Here is a 16342-nt window from a genome sequence, read left to right as displayed (position 1 = left end):
CTTCAGAACCCGTTGATGTGCTGTTCAGCGAGCCATTTCGCCAGCACATCAATCTGAGGGGCGTGAATCCAGTTAACGATTTGTCGCGCTTTCTCCTCTCCTGTTCCCGGCAGGGTCTGCCAGTCCTTTGCGTTGCGCCCGCTCATCGTCTGCCACGATATGTCTCCCATCGCCTTCAGCGAAGCCTGGGTCAATGGCACTCCCATTGCCATGAGCCAGCGGATAAACGGCTTCTCGCGCACCAGATTAAATCGGTGCCAGAGCGCCAGCCCGCGTGCTGAGGAGAAACCCGGTGTGACCTGCAGCTGCGCCTGCGTTAATAACAGCCATGAAAAGAGGTGTTCAAAATGATGCGCCTGCCAGAGGGTGCGCCAGCCTGACTCGCCTAATCCTTCAATATCAAGAACCTGCTTTGAACTGAGCCAGGTCAACCGGGCAAAGAACTGCTCCATACACTCCGGCGAAGCATAGAAACAGCTAAGAGCATGATAGCGCGAGGCCGGAGGCTCTGGTTTATGTCTGTCCGTTCCGCGCCAGAGCACCTTATCAAACCGGGGGATACCCTGCCCGGCCAGGCTGATCTGTATCTGATCCCCCGGAGCAATATCCAGACTCTGCCAGCGCCCAACCGAGCCCAGACTCACCCGCTGCACCTGTTTATCATCCAGTTGCACGGGTTCCAGCGCTGCTACAACGGAAATTTTGCCCGTGCGCCCCACGGAAAAATGAATATCACTCACCTCAGCGACCTGGGCTGCAGGAGGATATTTCCACGCGACAACCCAGCTGCCTTCTCCCGGTAACCACTCTTCGCCCGCAGGTTCATCCTCCGAACGCACCACAATGCCATCCGTGGCAAAAGGTAATGCGGTCACGTGCCAGGCCGCGCGCTGCTTCTCGACGGCATCGACAGAATCGGCGGGTAGCGTGTACTGTGCCGACAACGGAAAACCGGCCTGAGACAGTTCAGCTAAAGAGGTACGCATATCTTTCAGTCCGTCCGGCCAGGCCCAGATGAATACGCCGATCTTGCTCAATAGCGAGTTATCCTTTTGCCGCATCATCGCCCCTGCCACCTTTGCGCGAGCGTTCATTCCACCCATCTGCTGCTGAATATGGTTGTCACGCAACCAGAAAAGCTCGCCCTGTAAGACGCTATTCGCCAGCGCGCCGGTGATATTTTGCGGAACAGACGGGATTAAACGTACCTTCCCGGTCCAGTCTTCCCCTCTGAGGCCATCACCGCGACTGATAGCCTGGGTTAACTTTCCGTTGCGATAGACCAGCGTCACCGCCACACCGTCAACTTTCGGCTGCATCCACAGATGCTGTCGGGCACGCATCCACTGTCTCAACTCCTCTTTGCTGGCCACTTTATGTACGCCCGTATGGGCAACAGGATGTTTTACGCTTCCCACCAGCGCCGGGAGTTTCTCTTCTGGAGGCTCACTGCCAAAACAGCGCTGCCACTGCGTTAACCGCCCGTGAAGCTGGTCGTAAGCCTCGTCGCTGATCTCACTCACGCCCTGTTTCCAGTAAGCCTCATCCCAGCCTTTGATTTGCGTGCTTAACGACGCCATCTCTTTTTCTGCTTTTGCCTGCGACCACACCGGACACACCGCCGCGCCATAGCCACACCACAACAGCATTAACCCGCTTATCCATCGCCACATCGCTACCCCTCCTTTGCATTGCAGGAGGTATACCCGGATGCCTGAAACAACGCTAACGGCAACGTTTCACAATGCGAGACGCTATCCGGTGTTTCTTTTGGTTGCTGAAAACCACGGATAAAACCTGAAAACGGCACGCAAAATTCAATAATCCAGGGGAAAAAGTGTGACAAAGGCTACGTCACACGGCGGTGACGTGTATAATAAGCCCGTATGTAGGACTTCTTCGTTAACACATACAAAAGACTCTCATGGCTCAAGGCACGCTTTATATTGTTTCTGCCCCTAGTGGCGCGGGTAAATCCAGCCTTATTCAGGCACTGTTAAAAACCCAACCGTTGTACGACACACAGGTTTCTGTTTCTCACACCACGCGAGCGCCGCGTCCGGGTGAAGTGCACGGTGAACACTATTTCTTTGTGGATCACGACGAATTCAGAGCGATGATCGGCAGAGACGCGTTTCTTGAACACGCTGAAGTATTCGGTAATTACTACGGTACCTCGCGTGAAACCATTGAGCAGGTTCTGGCCACGGGCGTGAATGTGTTCCTGGATATCGACTGGCAGGGCGCACAGCAAATTCGTAAGAAAATGCCTGACTCGCGCAGTATCTTTATTTTACCGCCATCGAAAGATGAGCTGGATCGCCGCCTGCGTGGCCGCGGTCAGGACAGCGAAGAAGTGATCGCAAAGCGTATGGAACAGGCTGTTGCAGAAATGAGCCATTACGCGGAATATGATTACCTTATTGTGAACGATGATTTTGATGCCGCGCTGAGCGATCTCAAAACCATTCTTCGTGCAGAACGTCTGCGTATGAGCCGCCAGAAGCAGCGACATGACGCATTAATCACCAAACTGTTGGCAGACTGAACCCACTTTCAGTATCATGCCCAGTCATTTCTTCACCTGTGGAGCATTTTAAGTATGGCACGCGTAACTGTTCAGGACGCTGTAGAGAAAATTGGTAACCGTTTTGACCTGGTGCTGGTCGCCGCGCGTCGCGCTCGTCAGATGCAGGTAGGCGGTAAAGATCCGCTGGTACCGGAAGAAAACGATAAAACCACCGTTATTGCACTTCGCGAAATCGAAGAAGGTCTGATCAACAACCAGATCCTCGACGTGCGTGAGCGCCAGGAGCAGCAAGAGCAGGAAGCCGCAGAACTGCAGGCCGTAACCGCTATTGCTGAAGGTCGTCGTTAATTAAACCTGCGGGTCGCCCTTGTATCTGTTTGAAAGCCTGAATCAACTGATTCAAACCTACCTGCCTGAAGACCAGATTAAGCGTCTTCAGCAGGCGTATCTCGTTGCACGTGACGCTCACGAGGGCCAGACACGTTCAAGCGGTGAACCCTATATCACGCACCCGGTAGCGGTGGCCTGTATTCTGGCCGAGATGAAACTCGACTACGAAACGCTGATGGCCGCTCTGCTGCATGACGTGATCGAAGATACCCCTGCCACTTATCAGGACATGGAACAGCTGTTTGGCAAAAGCGTTGCCGAACTGGTGGAAGGGGTCTCTAAGCTTGATAAGCTGAATTTCCGCGACAAGAAAGAGGCGCAAGCCGAAAACTTCCGCAAGATGATTATGGCGATGGTGCAGGATATCCGCGTCATTCTCATCAAACTCGCTGACCGTACCCACAACATGCGCACGCTGGGCTCACTTCGCCCGGATAAACGTCGCCGCATTGCCCGTGAAACTCTCGAAATCTACAGTCCGCTGGCGCACCGTTTAGGTATTCACCACATTAAAACCGAGCTGGAAGAGCTGGGTTTTGAAGCGTTGTACCCGAACCGCTATCGCGTGATTAAAGAGGTGGTGAAAGCCGCACGCGGTAACCGTAAAGAGATGATTCAAAAAATCCTCTCGGAAATTGAAGGGCGCTTACAGGAAGCGGGAATCCCGTGCCGCGTCAGCGGTCGCGAAAAACATTTGTACTCCATCTACTGCAAAATGGTGCTCAAAGAGCAGCGTTTTCACTCGATCATGGATATCTACGCTTTTCGCGTGATCGTCCACGACTCGGACACCTGTTATCGCGTGCTGGGGCAGATGCACAGCCTCTACAAACCGCGTCCGGGGCGCATGAAAGATTACATCGCTATCCCAAAAGCGAACGGCTATCAATCTTTGCACACCTCGATGATCGGTCCGCACGGCGTGCCTGTTGAGGTGCAAATTCGCACCGAAGACATGGACCAGATGGCAGAGATGGGTGTTGCCGCACACTGGGCGTATAAAGAGCACGGTGGCGAAAGCAGCACGACCGCACAAATCCGCGCCCAGCGCTGGATGCAGAGCCTGCTGGAGCTTCAGCAGAGTGCGGGTAGCTCGTTTGAATTTATCGAGAGCGTTAAATCCGATCTCTTCCCGGATGAGATTTACGTTTTCACCCCAGAAGGCCGCATTGTCGAACTGCCTGCGGGTGCAACTCCGGTCGACTTCGCTTACGCCGTGCACACCGATATCGGGCATGCCTGCGTAGGCGCGCGCGTCGACAGACAGCCTTATCCGCTCTCTCAGCCGCTCTCCAGCGGCCAGACGGTAGAAATTATTACCGCGCCGGGCGCACGTCCGAACGCGGCCTGGCTGAACTTTGTCGTGAGCTCCAAAGCACGCGCCAAAATTCGCCAGCTGCTGAAAAACCTCAAGCGTGATGATTCCGTCAGCCTGGGGCGTCGTCTGCTCAACCACGCGTTGGGCGGCAGCCGTAAGCTGGCTGAAATTCCGCAGGAGAACGTCCAGCGCGAGCTGGAGCGCATGAAGCTCGCGTCGCTTGATGACCTGCTGGCAGAGATTGGCCTCGGCAACGCCATGAGCGTGGTGGTGGCGAAGAACCTGCAGCAAGGCGACACGACAGCGGTGCCTGCAACCACGCAAAGCCACGGACACCTGCCGATTAAAGGCGCGGATGGGGTGCTGATCACCTTCGCAAAATGTTGCCGTCCAATACCTGGCGACCCGATTATTGCGCACGTCAGCCCGGGCAAAGGGCTGGTTATCCACCACGAATCCTGTCGTAACATTCGCGGCTACCAGAAAGAGGCCGAGAAGTTTATGGCGGTCGAGTGGGATAAAGAGACGGCGCAGGAATTTATCACCGAAATTAAGGTGGATATGTTCAACCATCAGGGTGCCCTGGCGAACCTGACGGCAGCGATCAACACGGCTTCTTCCAACATTCAAAGCCTGAATACGGAAGAAAAAGATGGCCGCGTGTACAGCGCCTTTATTCGTCTGACCGCCCGCGACCGCGTGCATCTGGCGAATATTATGCGCAAGATCCGCGTCATGCCGGACGTGATTAAAGTCACCCGAAACCGAAACTAGGTTTATGAATTCACAACGTTATGCACGTATCTGCGAAATGCTCGCCAGGCGTCAGCCTGACCTGACGGTCTGCATGGAGCAGGTGCACAAACCTCATAACGTCTCTGCTATCGTTCGTACCGCAGATGCCGTCGGTGTGCATGAAGTGCACGCCGTCTGGCCGGATGGCCGTATGCGCAATACGGTCTCGGCGGCGGCAGGCAGCAACAGCTGGGTGTCTGTCAAAAATCATCACACCATTGGCGAAGCCGTATCGCACCTGAAAGGGCGCGGGATGCAGATCCTTGCCACTAACCTGTCCGCTAAAGCCGTAGATTTCCGCGAGATCGACTACACCCGCCCAACCTGCATTTTGATGGGTCAGGAGAAAACCGGGATCACCCAGGAAGCGCTGGATCTGGCGGATCGTGAAATTATCATTCCGATGATCGGCATGGTGCAGTCTTTGAACGTCTCCGTGGCGTCCGCACTCATTCTGTATGAAGCGCAGCGTCAGCGTCAGAACGCCGGGATGTACGAGCGCAGCAACAGCATGCTGCCGGAAGATGAACAGCAGCGCCTGCTGTTTGAAGGTGGTTATCCGGTGCTGGCTCGCGTTGCGAAGCAGAAAAAATTGCCTTACCCCCACGTCAACGCGCAGGGCGAAATTGAAGCCGATGCCGAGTGGTGGGCCACCATGCAGTACGCCGGGTAAGCGATGAAAGGCCGCCTGCTGGATGCCATCCCGCTTAACAGCCTGACAGGCGTGGGCGCGGCGCAAAGCAATAAGCTGGCAAAAATTGGCCTGCACACCGTGCAGGATCTCCTGCTTCACCTCCCCCTGCGTTACGAAGACCGCACTCAGCTCTACAAGATTGGCGATCTCCTTCCCGCCATTTACGCCACCGTTGAAGGCGAAGTCCTGAACTGCAACATCACCTTCGGCGGACGCCGGATGATGACCTGCCAGATCAGCGACGGCACCGGCATTCTCACCATGCGTTTTTTCAACTTCAGCGCGGCGATGAAAAACAGCCTGGCGACGGGCCGCAGGGTGCTGGCCTATGGCGAAGCCAAACGCGGGAAATACGGCGCAGAGATGATCCACCCGGAGTACCGCGTGCAGGGCGATCTCAGCACGCCGGAAATGCAGGAGACGCTTACCCCGGTTTACCCGACGACCGAAGGCATCAAGCAGGCGACGCTGCGTAAGCTCACCGATCAGGCGCTGGAGCTGCTGGATACCTGCGCCATTACCGAGCTGCTGCCGCCCGAGCTGGCGCAGGGCATGATGAGCCTGCCCGAGGCGCTGCGAACCCTGCATCGACCGCCGCCAACGCTGCAGCTCAGCGATTTAGAAAGCGGCAAACACCCCGCCCAACAGCGTCTTATCCTTGAGGAATTACTGGCACATAACCTGAGCATGCTGGCGCTTCGCGCGGGCGCGCAGCGTTTCCACGCCCAGCCCTTAAGCCCTCGTGATGAGCTCAAAGATAAGCTGCTGGCCTCTCTGCCGTTTAAACCCACCGGCGCGCAGGCGCGCGTCACCGCCGAGATTGAACGCGATATGGCGCTCGACGTGCCGATGATGCGCCTGGTGCAGGGCGACGTGGGCTCCGGTAAAACGCTGGTTGCCGCCCTGGCGGCCCTGCGCGCGATTGCCCACGGTAAGCAGGTGGCGCTGATGGCGCCAACCGAACTGCTGGCCGAACAGCACGCCAACAATTTCCGCGCCTGGTTTGCGCCGCTCGGGATTGAAGTGGGCTGGCTTGCCGGGAAGCAAAAAGGCAAAGCTCGCCTTGCGCAACAGGAGGCTATTGCCAGCGGGCAGGTGCAGATGATTGTCGGCACGCACGCCATCTTCCAGGAGCAGGTGCAGTTTAACGGTCTTGCGCTGGTAATTATCGACGAGCAGCACCGCTTCGGCGTACATCAGCGTCTGGCGCTCTGGGAAAAAGGCCTGCAGCAGGGCTTCCACCCGCATCAGCTGATCATGACCGCCACGCCGATCCCGCGCACCCTGGCGATGACAGCGTACGCCGATCTGGATACCTCCACCATCGACGAACTGCCGCCGGGCCGTACCCCGGTCACCACGGTCGCCATTCCCGACACGCGCCGCAGCGATATCATTGACCGCGTGCGCAACGCCTGCACCCAGGAAGGGCGTCAGGCTTACTGGGTCTGTACGCTGATTGAAGAATCTGAACTGCTGGAAGCGCAGGCTGCCGAAGCCACGTGGGAAGAGCTTAAGCTGGCGCTGCCGGAGCTGAACGTGGGTCTGGTTCACGGACGCATGAAGCCCGCCGAAAAACAGGCGGTGATGCAGTCGTTCAAACAGGGTGATTTGCATTTGCTGATCGCCACCACGGTGATCGAAGTCGGCGTGGACGTCCCGAATTCCAGCCTGATGATCATCGAAAACCCGGAGCGTCTCGGCCTTGCCCAGCTCCACCAGCTGCGCGGGCGCGTCGGCCGTGGCGCGGTTGCGTCCCACTGCGTTCTGCTCTACAAAGCGCCTCTTTCCAAAACGGCCCAGATGCGTCTTCAGGTGCTGCGCGACAGCAACGACGGTTTTGTGATTGCGCAAAAAGACCTGGAGATCCGCGGCCCGGGCGAACTGCTGGGCACGCGTCAGACGGGTAACGCGGAATTCAAAGTAGCGGATTTACTGCGCGATCAGGCCATGATCCCAGAAGTTCAGCGCCTGGCTCGCCATATTCATGAACGCTACCCCGAACAGGCGGCAGCGTTAATTGAGCGCTGGATGCCGGAAACCGAGCGCTATTCCAACGCCTGATTTCAGGCAAACATCGGCAGCATCAGATACAGCTTAATCACCAGCGCGTTGACGATATCAATGAAGAATGCGCCAACCATCGGGACCACAAGAAACGCCATGTGCGATGGCCCGAACCGTTCTGTGATCGCCTGCATATTGGCGATAGCCGTTGGAGTGGCCCCCAGACCAAACCCGCAGTGACCCGCCGCCAGCACCGCCGCATCGTAGTTTTTGCCCATCATGCGCCAGGTCACGAACATGGCGTACAGCGCCATAAACAGCGCCTGTACCGCCAGAATCGCCACCATCGGTAGCGCCAGCGAAGCCAGTTCCCACAGCTTGAGGCTCATCAGCGCCATCGCCAGGAACAGCGACAGGCAGACGTTGCCGAGCACCGATACCGCCCGTTCAAACACGCGGTAGAAGCCCATCAGCGCCAGACCGTTGCTCAGGATCACCCCGATAAACAGCACGCAGACAAACGTCGGCAGTTCAAATGCGGAACCCGCCAGCCATTGCGCAACCACTTTGCCCACGGTCAGGCAGATGGCGATCGTCGCGATAGTTTCAATCAGCACCAGCGAGGTAATGCTGCGCCCGACGTCCGGCTTTTCGAACGCGGTCGGCACCAGCTCATCGTCAGGCCTGCCGTTCGGCGTGGTGGAGTGCTTAACCAGATACCGCGCCACCGGGCCGCCAATCAGGCCACCCAGAACCAGGCCAAAGGTCGCACAGGCCATCGCCACTTCCGTCGCATTTTCAAACCCGTAGCGCTCGATGAACAGCTTGCTCCACGCGGCCCCGGTTCCGTGACCGCCCGAAAGGGTAATCGACCCCGCCAACAATCCCATCAGCGGATCCAGCCCCAGCAGCGTTGCCATGCCGATGCCAATGGCGTTTTGCATCAGCAGCAGCCCCACCACCACAATCAGGAATACGCCGAGCACCTTACCGCCCGAGCGCAGGCTCGCCAGGTTGGCGTTCAGGCCGATAGTGGCAAAGAAGGCCAGCATCAGCGGATCTTTCAGGGACATATCAAAATCGATTTCCCAGCCCATGCTTTTTTTCAGTATCAGCAGGGCCAGCGCCACCAGCAGGCCACCGGCGACAGGTTCAGGAATGGTGTATTTCTTCAGAAGGGAAACGCTATGTACCAGCTTGCGACCAAGCAGAAGAACCAGCGTTGCGGCAACAAGGGTCGACAACGTATCGAGATGAATCATAAAAGGCTCCTGTAATGCGCGTGTTCCATACACACGCGGCGTTATCCTGGGCCGGGTTGCGCTCTTCATGAGCTCCCGGCGCAAAAAGTGTAATTTTTTTTCCCCACGCGTTGTAGAAAACCTGCTCACAGCAGCAGATTTTCTTCCCTTTTTTTGCTGGCAATCGTTTGCTTTTACCAGGTGGTCAGATAAAATGCCCGCTTTTCCACCGTGGGATTGCCGCCGATGTCCGTTAACACCATAGAGTCGCCCGATGCGCAACCGATTGCGCAGAAGCAAAATAGCGAACTGATTTACCGCCTTGAAGACCGCCCGCCGCTGCCGCAAACGCTTTTCGCCGCCTGCCAGCATCTTCTGGCAATGTTTGTTGCGGTGATCACCCCGGCGCTGCTGATTTGCCAGGCGCTCGGTTTACCGGCGCAGGACACGCAGCACATTATCAGCATGTCTCTCTTCGCCTCCGGCGTGGCCTCGATTATTCAAATTAAAGCGTGGGGTCCGGTGGGGTCGGGATTATTGTCGATTCAGGGCACCAGCTTTAACTTCGTGGCACCGCTGATCATGGGCGGTACGGCGCTGAAAACCGGCGGTGCGGATGTTCCGACCATGATGGCGGCGCTGTTCGGCACGCTGATGCTGGCCAGCTGTACGGAGATGGTGATCTCCCGCGTTCTGCATCTGGCTCGCCGCGTCATCACCCCGCTGGTTTCCGGCGTGGTCGTGATGATTATCGGCCTGTCGCTGATCCAGGTGGGCCTGACGTCCATCGGCGGCGGCTATGCCGCAATGAGCGACCACACCTTCGGCGCGCCGAAAAACCTGCTGCTGGCGGGTGTCGTGCTGGCGATCATTATTCTGCTTAACCGTCAGCGAAATCCTTACCTGCGCGTCGCCTCGCTGGTGATCGCCATGGCGGCGGGCTACCTGCTGGCGTGGGCGCTGGGCATGCTGCCGGAGAACACCGCGCCGACCAACAGCGCGCTGATCGTCGTTCCTACGCCGCTGTACTACGGACTGGGCATTGACTGGGGCCTGCTCCTGCCGCTGATGCTGGTCTTTATGATCACCTCTCTGGAGACCATCGGTGATATCACCGCCACCTCGGACGTCTCCGAGCAGCCGGTGTCCGGCCCGCTGTACATGAAGCGCCTCAAAGGCGGCGTGCTGGCGAACGGCCTGAACTCGTTTGTCTCTGCGGTATTCAACACCTTCCCGAACTCCTGCTTCGGTCAGAACAACGGCGTGATCCAGCTGACCGGCGTTGCCAGCCGCTACGTCGGTTTTGTGGTGGCGCTGATGCTGATCGTTCTCGGCCTGTTCCCGGCGGTAAGCGGCTTTGTGCAGCATATCCCTGAGCCTGTGCTGGGCGGCGCAACGCTGGTGATGTTCGGCACTATCGCGGCCTCCGGCGTGCGTATCGTCTCCCGCGAGCCGCTGAACCGCCGCGCGATCATGATTATCGCGCTGTCGCTGGCCGTTGGCCTGGGCGTGTCCCAGCAGCCGCTGATCCTGCAGTTTGCGCCTGACTGGGTGAAAAACCTGCTCTCTTCCGGCATTGCCGCGGGCGGTATCACCGCTATCGTTCTGAACCTCGTTTTCCCGCCTGAAAAGAACTGATCATCTTCACGGCAGGTAGTCAATGCCTGCCGTGACATCTAATTACACCATTCCCGCCTTGAGGATTGCGCATAAATCGTGCATAACTCCCTTATGTGCGTTTTGCGGGATGGAAGACCATGAAATTTATTGGAAAGCTACTCGTCTATCTTTTGGTAGCCCTGCTCATTGTGATGCTGGCGCTCTATATTCTGCTCCAGACCCGCTGGGGCGCGTCTCAGGTCAGCAGCTGGGTGACGGTGAATACCGACTACGAACTCAGTTTCGACAAGATGAATCACCGCTTTTCGTCGCCTTCCCACATCATTCTGGAAAACGTCACCTTCGGTCGGGACGGTAAACCCGCCACGCTGGTTGCCAAAAAAGTCGATATCGGCCTGAGCAGCCGCCAGATAACCGATCCGCTGCATATGGACACCATCACCCTGTTCGACGGCACGCTGAATCTCTCGCCTCAAACGGCACCGCTGCCTTTCCAGGCGGATCGCCTGCAGCTGAACAACATGGCCTTTAACAGCCCGAATACCGAATGGGACCTGAGCGCGCAAAAGGTCACGGGCGGCGTCAGCCCGTGGCAGCCGGAAGCGGGCAACGTGCTGGGGAACAACGCGCAGATTCAGATGAGCGCAGGCTCGCTGACCCTGAACGGCGTACCGGCAACCAACGTGCTGATCGAGGGCCAGCTTAACGGCAGGGAAGTGGTGCTGAAAACGATTGGCGCCGACATGGCCCGCGGCTCGCTCACCGGCTCCGCCCTGCGCAACGCCGACGGGAGCTGGATTATCGACACCATGCGCCTGAATGAGATCCGCCTGCAGAGCGATAAAACGCTAATGGCGTTCTTTGCGCCGCTGGCCTCCACCCCTTCTCTGCAAATTGGTCGTCTGGACGTGACCGACGCCCGGCTTCAGGGCCCGGACTGGGCGGTGACCGATCTCGATTTAAGCCTGCGCAACCTGACTCTCAGCAAAGGCGACTGGCAGAGCCAGGAAGGCCGCCTGTCCATGAACGCCAGCGAGTTTATCTACGGCTCGCTGCATCTTTTCGACCCGATCCTGAATGCGGAGTTTTCCCCGCAGGGCATGGCGCTGCGTCAGTTCACCTCCCGCTGGGAAGGCGGCATGGTGCGCACGTCCGGTAACTGGCTGCGCGATGGCAAAGCGCTGGTGCTGGACGATGTTGCCATCGCCGGGCTGGAATACACCCTGCCGCAGAACTGGAAAACGCTGTGGATGGAGCCTCTGCCGGAATGGCTGAACAGCGTCACGCTGCAAAAATTCGGCCTGAGCCGTAACCTGGTGATCGACATCGATCCTGCCTTCCCGTGGCAGATCACCTCTCTGGATGGCTATGGCGCAAACCTGCAGCTGGTGAAAGATCGCCAGTGGGGCATCTGGGGCGGTAGCGCAACCCTGAACGGCGCGGCGGCGACCTTTAACCGCGTGGACGTGCGTCGTCCGTCGCTGGCGCTGAATGCGAACGCCGCCACGGTGAACATTACCGACCTTAGCGCCTTTACCGAGAAAGGTATTCTTGAAGCAACGGCGACGGTTTCACAGCTTCCGCAGCGGCAGACTACGGTGAGCCTGAACGGGCGCGGCGTGCCGCTCAACGTGCTGCAGCAGTGGGGCTGGCCTGCGCTGCCGATTACGGGCGACGGCAATATTCAGCTCACCGCCAGCGGCAGCGTGCAGGCAAATGCCCCGTTGAAGCCAACGGTGAACGGCAAGATGAACGCGGTGAATATGGATAAACAGCAGGTACAGCAGACGATGACGGGCGGAGTGGTTTCAACACCGGTGCAATAAACAAGCCGGGTGGCGCAAGGTAAATGCAAAACGGCAACCCTGTTGCCGTTTTTGATGTTTGTTCCCTCTCCCTGTGGGAGAGGGTCAGGGTGAGGGCACCAGACCGCATAATTATCGTAGGCCCGGTAAGCTAAGCGCCACCGGGCATTTTTCCAGCTCAGAAGTGAACCACCACCTCATTTCCCTCCGCTTTCACCACCACACCCCACTCGCTGCCCTCGTGTGAACCGCCCTTCACGCCGTTCACCTTCTGCACGTTGCGCAAGCACACCGACCAGTTTTGTGCGTCTCCCGCACCGGTAAAGGTCACGATGTCGCCCCGACGTGACGCCTTCAGCGTATACGCCACGGAGCCGTCCGCCGCAGGCACTTCGCTCACCGCCGTTGCGCCGTCGTCCAGGTTAAACAGCTGGAAGGCCGTCCCCTCATTCCACGCGTAGTCCGGCTTCTGGTTGTTGCTGCCCAGCGCCAACAGCGTGTTGTCGCGCACGTAGACCGGCAGGCTCATGAAATCGTGCTGCTGCTTATGCCAGCGGCTACCCTGAATTTCGTCGTTGTGCCACAGGTGCGTCCAGCGTCCTTCCGGCAGGTAGAACTGCACGTCGCCCGCCTCGGAAAACACCGGCGCCACCATCAACGAATCCCCCAGCATGTACTGACGGTCGAGGTAATCGCACGCCGGATCGTCCGGGAACTCCAGCATCATCGCCCGCAGCATCGGCGTGCCAAACTCGCGCGCCAGCGCCGCCTGACGATACAGATACGGCATCAGCTGACACTTCAGCTGCGTGAAGTGGCGCACCACGTCGCAGGACTCGTCATCGTACGCCCACGGCACGCGGTAGGATTTGCTGCCGTGCAGGCGGCTGTGGCTGGAGAACAGCCCGAACGCGCACCAGCGTTTGTAGACGTGCGCCGGAGCGGTGTTTTCGAACCCGCCGATATCGTGGCTCCAGAACCCGAAGCCGGACAGGCCAATCGACAGCCCGCCGCGCAGGCTTTCGGCCATCGATTCATAGTTGGCGTAGCAGTCGCCGCCCCAGTGCACCGGGAACTGCTGTGCACCGACGGACGCGGAGCGGGCAAACAGCACCGCCTCTTCTTCACCCACCGTCTCTTTCAGCACGTTCCACACCAGCTCGTTATAGATGTAGGCGTAGTGGTTGTGCATCTTCTGCGGATCGGACCCGTCGAACCACTGCACGTCCGTCGGGATACGCTCGCCGAAGTCGGTCTTGAAGCAGTCGACGCCGATGTCCACCAGGCCTTTCAGCTTGTCAGCATACCACCGGCACGCCTCCGGGTTGGTGAAGTCATAAATCGCCAGCCCCGGCTGCCATTTGTCCCACTGCCACAGGGAGCCGTCCGGGCGCCTGAGCAGGTAGCCCTTCTCTTTCAGCTCCCGGAAGATCGGGGATTTCTGGCCGATGTACGGGTTGATCCACACGCAGACCTTCAGCCCTTTCTCTTTCAGGCGGCGGATCATCCCTTCCGGGTCCGGGAAGGTCACCGGGTCCCACTCAAAGTCGCACCACTGGAAGGCCTTCATCCAGAAACAGTCGAAGTGGAACACGTGCAGCGGCAGGTCGCGCTCGGCCATGCCGTCGATAAAGCTGTTTACCGTCGCTTCGTCGTAGTTAGTGGTGAACGAGGTGGTCAGCCACAGGCCGAACGACCAGGCAGGCGGCAGCGCCGGACGCCCGGTAAACTGCGTATAGCGGTTCAGCACCTCTTTCGGCGTCGGGCCGTCGATCACGAAGTATTCGAGATATTCCCCTTCCACGCTGAACTGCACTTTGGAGACCTTCTCGGAGCCGACTTCAAACGAGACGTTTTCCGGATGATTCACCAGCACGCCGTAGCCGCGGTTGGTCAGGTAGAACGGGATATTTTTGTAGGACTGCTCGGTGCTGGTGCCGCCGTCGCGGTTCCAGGTTTCGACCGTCTGACCGTTGCGCACCAGCGCGGTAAAGCGCTCGCCCAGACCGTAGACCGTTTCCCCCACGCCCAGATCCAGACGTTCGAATACGTAATTGCGATCGGCGTTGCTGTCCTGCACGTAGCCGTTGTTTTTCAGCTGGCTGCCGGTAATGCGCTGGCCGTTGCGCAGGAAATCCAGCGCCCAGAACTCACCTTTGGTGACGCGCGCGCTGACGCTTCCGCTTTTCAGCTCGGCAAAATCGGCGTTGTTTTCAATCTCTACCTTCACGTCTTTCAGAACGTTCAGCGGATAGTGCGGGCCGTTATTCAGCGCGCCCTGGAAATGCTCAATGCGCACCCCGACAATCCCTTCCTGCGGGGAAAACAGGCGCACCGTGAACATCAACGTGTCGAGCTGCCAGGTGCGCTCGCGCACGTCGCGCGGCGCAACAAACACCACCAGATCGTTGCCCTGCTGCTCCACGTCGAACACCTGAACCGGATACGTCACGTTCAGGCCCGGTTGAATAAGCCAGTTTCCATCACTGATTTTCATGCTCTCGTCCTCTTAGTTCTGTAATTCTTTGCTGACCGGCAGGTTTTCAAATTCCTGCTGGTTGCGGCGCGCGCCCTGCGCCAGCTCGCCCAGGATTTTGGTCAGGAAAGGGGTTTTCAGCGTGTAGTAGCGTTTAGCGATGATGGCGCTCAGCACGTAGCAGACCGCCGGAGCCAGGGTAAACAGGCCGATAATGATGCTGATGGTCGCGCTGTTCTGGGTTTTGGCTGCCGCGTCGTAGCCGCCGCCTGCCAGCATCCAACCGATCATCGCTCCGCCCAGCGCCAGGCCGAGCTTCAGCACGAACAGCGTGCCCGCAAAGCTGATGCCGGTCAGGCGTTTGCCGTTAGTCCATTCGCCGTAGTCGACGGTATCGGACATCATCACCCACTGGATCGGCGTCACCAGCTGGTGCAGCACGCCGATGACGAAGATAAAGGCGAACATCAGCACGGTGGCGTGCATCGGGACGAAGAACATCGCCACGCTGACCACCGCCAGCGCGGTGTTGGTCCACCAGAAGATGCTGACCTTGCATTTCCAGTCGGTGAGCGGCTTCGCCAGCGCGGAGCCGATCAGGTTGCCGACGCAGTAGGTGGTGAGGAAGGCGACGAACACCTCCGGCGAGCCCATGATCCAGGTGCAGTAGTACATCATCGCCCCGCCGCGCACGCAGACGGCGAGGATGTTGAGGATGGTGAGCACCCCGACGATGCGCCACTGATCGTTGTGCCAGATGTCGCGCAGGTCTTCCCGCATGGAGGTGGTGCTCGGCGGAACCTGGATGCGCTCTTTGGTGGTAAAGAAGCAGAACGCCAGCATCAGGAACGCGACCACCGACAGCACGGCGATCCCGCCCTGGAAGCCGAACGCCTTATCGTCGCCGCCAATCAGGTTCACCAGCGGCATCATCAGCACCGTGGAGAGCATGCCGCCCGCGGTCGCCAGCACAAAGCGCCAGGACTGAAGGGAGATACGCTGCGTCGGGTCACTGGTGATCACGCCGCCCAGCGCGCAGTAGGGAATGTTGACCACGGTATAGAGCAGGGTCAGCAGGGTGTAGGTAACAGCGGCGTAAACCATTTTGCCGTTGAGGCTGAGGTCCGGCGTGGTGTAGGCCAGCACGCAGACGATGCCGAACGGGATCGCGCCGAACAAAATCCACGGACGGAACTTGCCCCAGCGGCTGCGGGTGCGGTCGGCAATCAGCCCCATGCACGGGTCGGAGATCGCATCCAGCGCGCGCGCCAGCAGGAACATGGTACCGACGAACCCGGCGGGAATGCCGAAAATATCGGTGTAGAAAAACATCATATAAAGCATTACGTTATCAAAAATGATGTGGCTGGCGGCGTCTCCCATGCCGTAGCCGATCTTCTCTTTTACTGACAATATTTCGCTCATCTTTTTTATCCTTCACGCTGTAGGGGGCGCTGAGACCGGTT

11 protein-coding genes are annotated in these 16342 nt (G+C 58.4%); 7 read left to right on the top strand and 4 right to left on the bottom strand.

All coding sequences use genetic code 11. The features are described from left to right. Positions 1 to 2 precede the first annotated feature (2 nt). Complete coding sequence (gene ligB / locus WM95_RS00665; protein ID WP_063408584.1) at positions 3 to 1673, bottom strand: NAD-dependent DNA ligase LigB; 1671 nt, start codon at positions 1671 to 1673, stop codon at positions 3 to 5. 251 nt (positions 1674 to 1924) lie between these two features. Between ligB and gmk the strand changes: the two genes are divergently transcribed. The 5 genes from gmk to recG are packed head-to-tail and all read left to right on the top strand — an operon-like array spanning position 1925 to position 7791. Then, positions 1925 to 2548 carry a guanylate kinase gene (gmk, locus tag WM95_RS00660; RefSeq protein ID WP_010426438.1) on the top strand — a complete coding sequence of 208 codons (624 nt, stop codon included), beginning with the start codon at positions 1925 to 1927 and terminating at the stop codon, positions 2546 to 2548. Positions 2549 to 2602: 54 nt separating this feature from the next. Next, positions 2603 to 2878 (top strand): DNA-directed RNA polymerase subunit omega, encoded by a 276-nt coding sequence (gene rpoZ, locus WM95_RS00655; protein WP_000135058.1) that lies wholly within the window; start codon positions 2603 to 2605, stop codon positions 2876 to 2878. Between the two features lie 19 nt (positions 2879 to 2897). Then, positions 2898 to 5012: a bifunctional GTP diphosphokinase/guanosine-3',5'-bis pyrophosphate 3'-pyrophosphohydrolase gene (spoT, locus tag WM95_RS00650; RefSeq protein WP_023309883.1), complete on the top strand. Its 2115-nt coding sequence runs from the start codon at positions 2898 to 2900 to the stop codon at positions 5010 to 5012. 4 nt (positions 5013 to 5016) lie between these two features. Beyond that, entirely contained in the window at positions 5017 to 5706 is a 690-nt protein-coding gene (trmH, locus tag WM95_RS00645) for a tRNA (guanosine(18)-2'-O)-methyltransferase TrmH (protein WP_063409711.1), read from the top strand. A gap of 3 nt (positions 5707 to 5709) precedes the next feature. Beyond that, positions 5710 to 7791 (top strand): ATP-dependent DNA helicase RecG, encoded by a 2082-nt coding sequence (gene recG, locus WM95_RS00640; protein ID WP_023309881.1) that lies wholly within the window; start codon positions 5710 to 5712, stop codon positions 7789 to 7791. 2 nt (positions 7792 to 7793) lie between these two features. On the opposite strand, the gene gltS is transcribed toward recG, so the two are convergent. Further along, a complete protein-coding gene (gene gltS / locus WM95_RS00635) occupies positions 7794 to 8996 on the bottom strand; it encodes a sodium/glutamate symporter (RefSeq protein ID WP_023309880.1) in 1203 nt (400 codons plus the stop codon). Positions 8997 to 9221: 225 nt separating this feature from the next. On the opposite strand from gltS, the gene xanP reads away from it, so the two are divergent. Beyond that, positions 9222 to 10613 carry a xanthine/proton symporter XanP gene (gene xanP, locus WM95_RS00630; RefSeq protein ID WP_023309879.1) on the top strand — a complete coding sequence of 464 codons (1392 nt, stop codon included), beginning with the start codon at positions 9222 to 9224 and terminating at the stop codon, positions 10611 to 10613. 119 nt (positions 10614 to 10732) lie between these two features. Beyond that, positions 10733 to 12421: an AsmA family protein gene (locus WM95_RS00625; RefSeq protein ID WP_063409710.1), complete on the top strand. Its 1689-nt coding sequence runs from the start codon at positions 10733 to 10735 to the stop codon at positions 12419 to 12421. A 157-nt stretch (positions 12422 to 12578) separates the two neighbouring features. On the opposite strand, the gene yicI is transcribed toward WM95_RS00625, so the two are convergent. Together yicI and WM95_RS00615 are read right to left on the bottom strand one after the other, a co-directional pair. Beyond that, on the bottom strand, positions 12579 to 14897 hold the full coding sequence (yicI, locus tag WM95_RS00620; protein ID WP_063409709.1) for an alpha-xylosidase: 2319 nt from the start codon (positions 14895 to 14897) through the stop codon (positions 12579 to 12581). A gap of 12 nt (positions 14898 to 14909) precedes the next feature. Next, the gene (locus tag WM95_RS00615; RefSeq protein ID WP_063409708.1) at positions 14910 to 16301 is read right to left on the bottom strand and encodes a glycoside-pentoside-hexuronide family transporter; all 1392 of its coding nucleotides are present in this window, start codon (positions 16299 to 16301) and stop codon (positions 14910 to 14912) included. Positions 16302 to 16342 lie beyond the last annotated feature (41 nt).

Source organism: Enterobacter cloacae complex sp. ECNIH7, from assembly GCF_002208095.1.
In the GTDB taxonomy this organism is placed as follows: domain Bacteria; phylum Pseudomonadota; class Gammaproteobacteria; order Enterobacterales; family Enterobacteriaceae; genus Enterobacter; species Enterobacter cloacae_M.
This window is presented reverse-complemented; position numbering and strand designations above follow the sequence as displayed.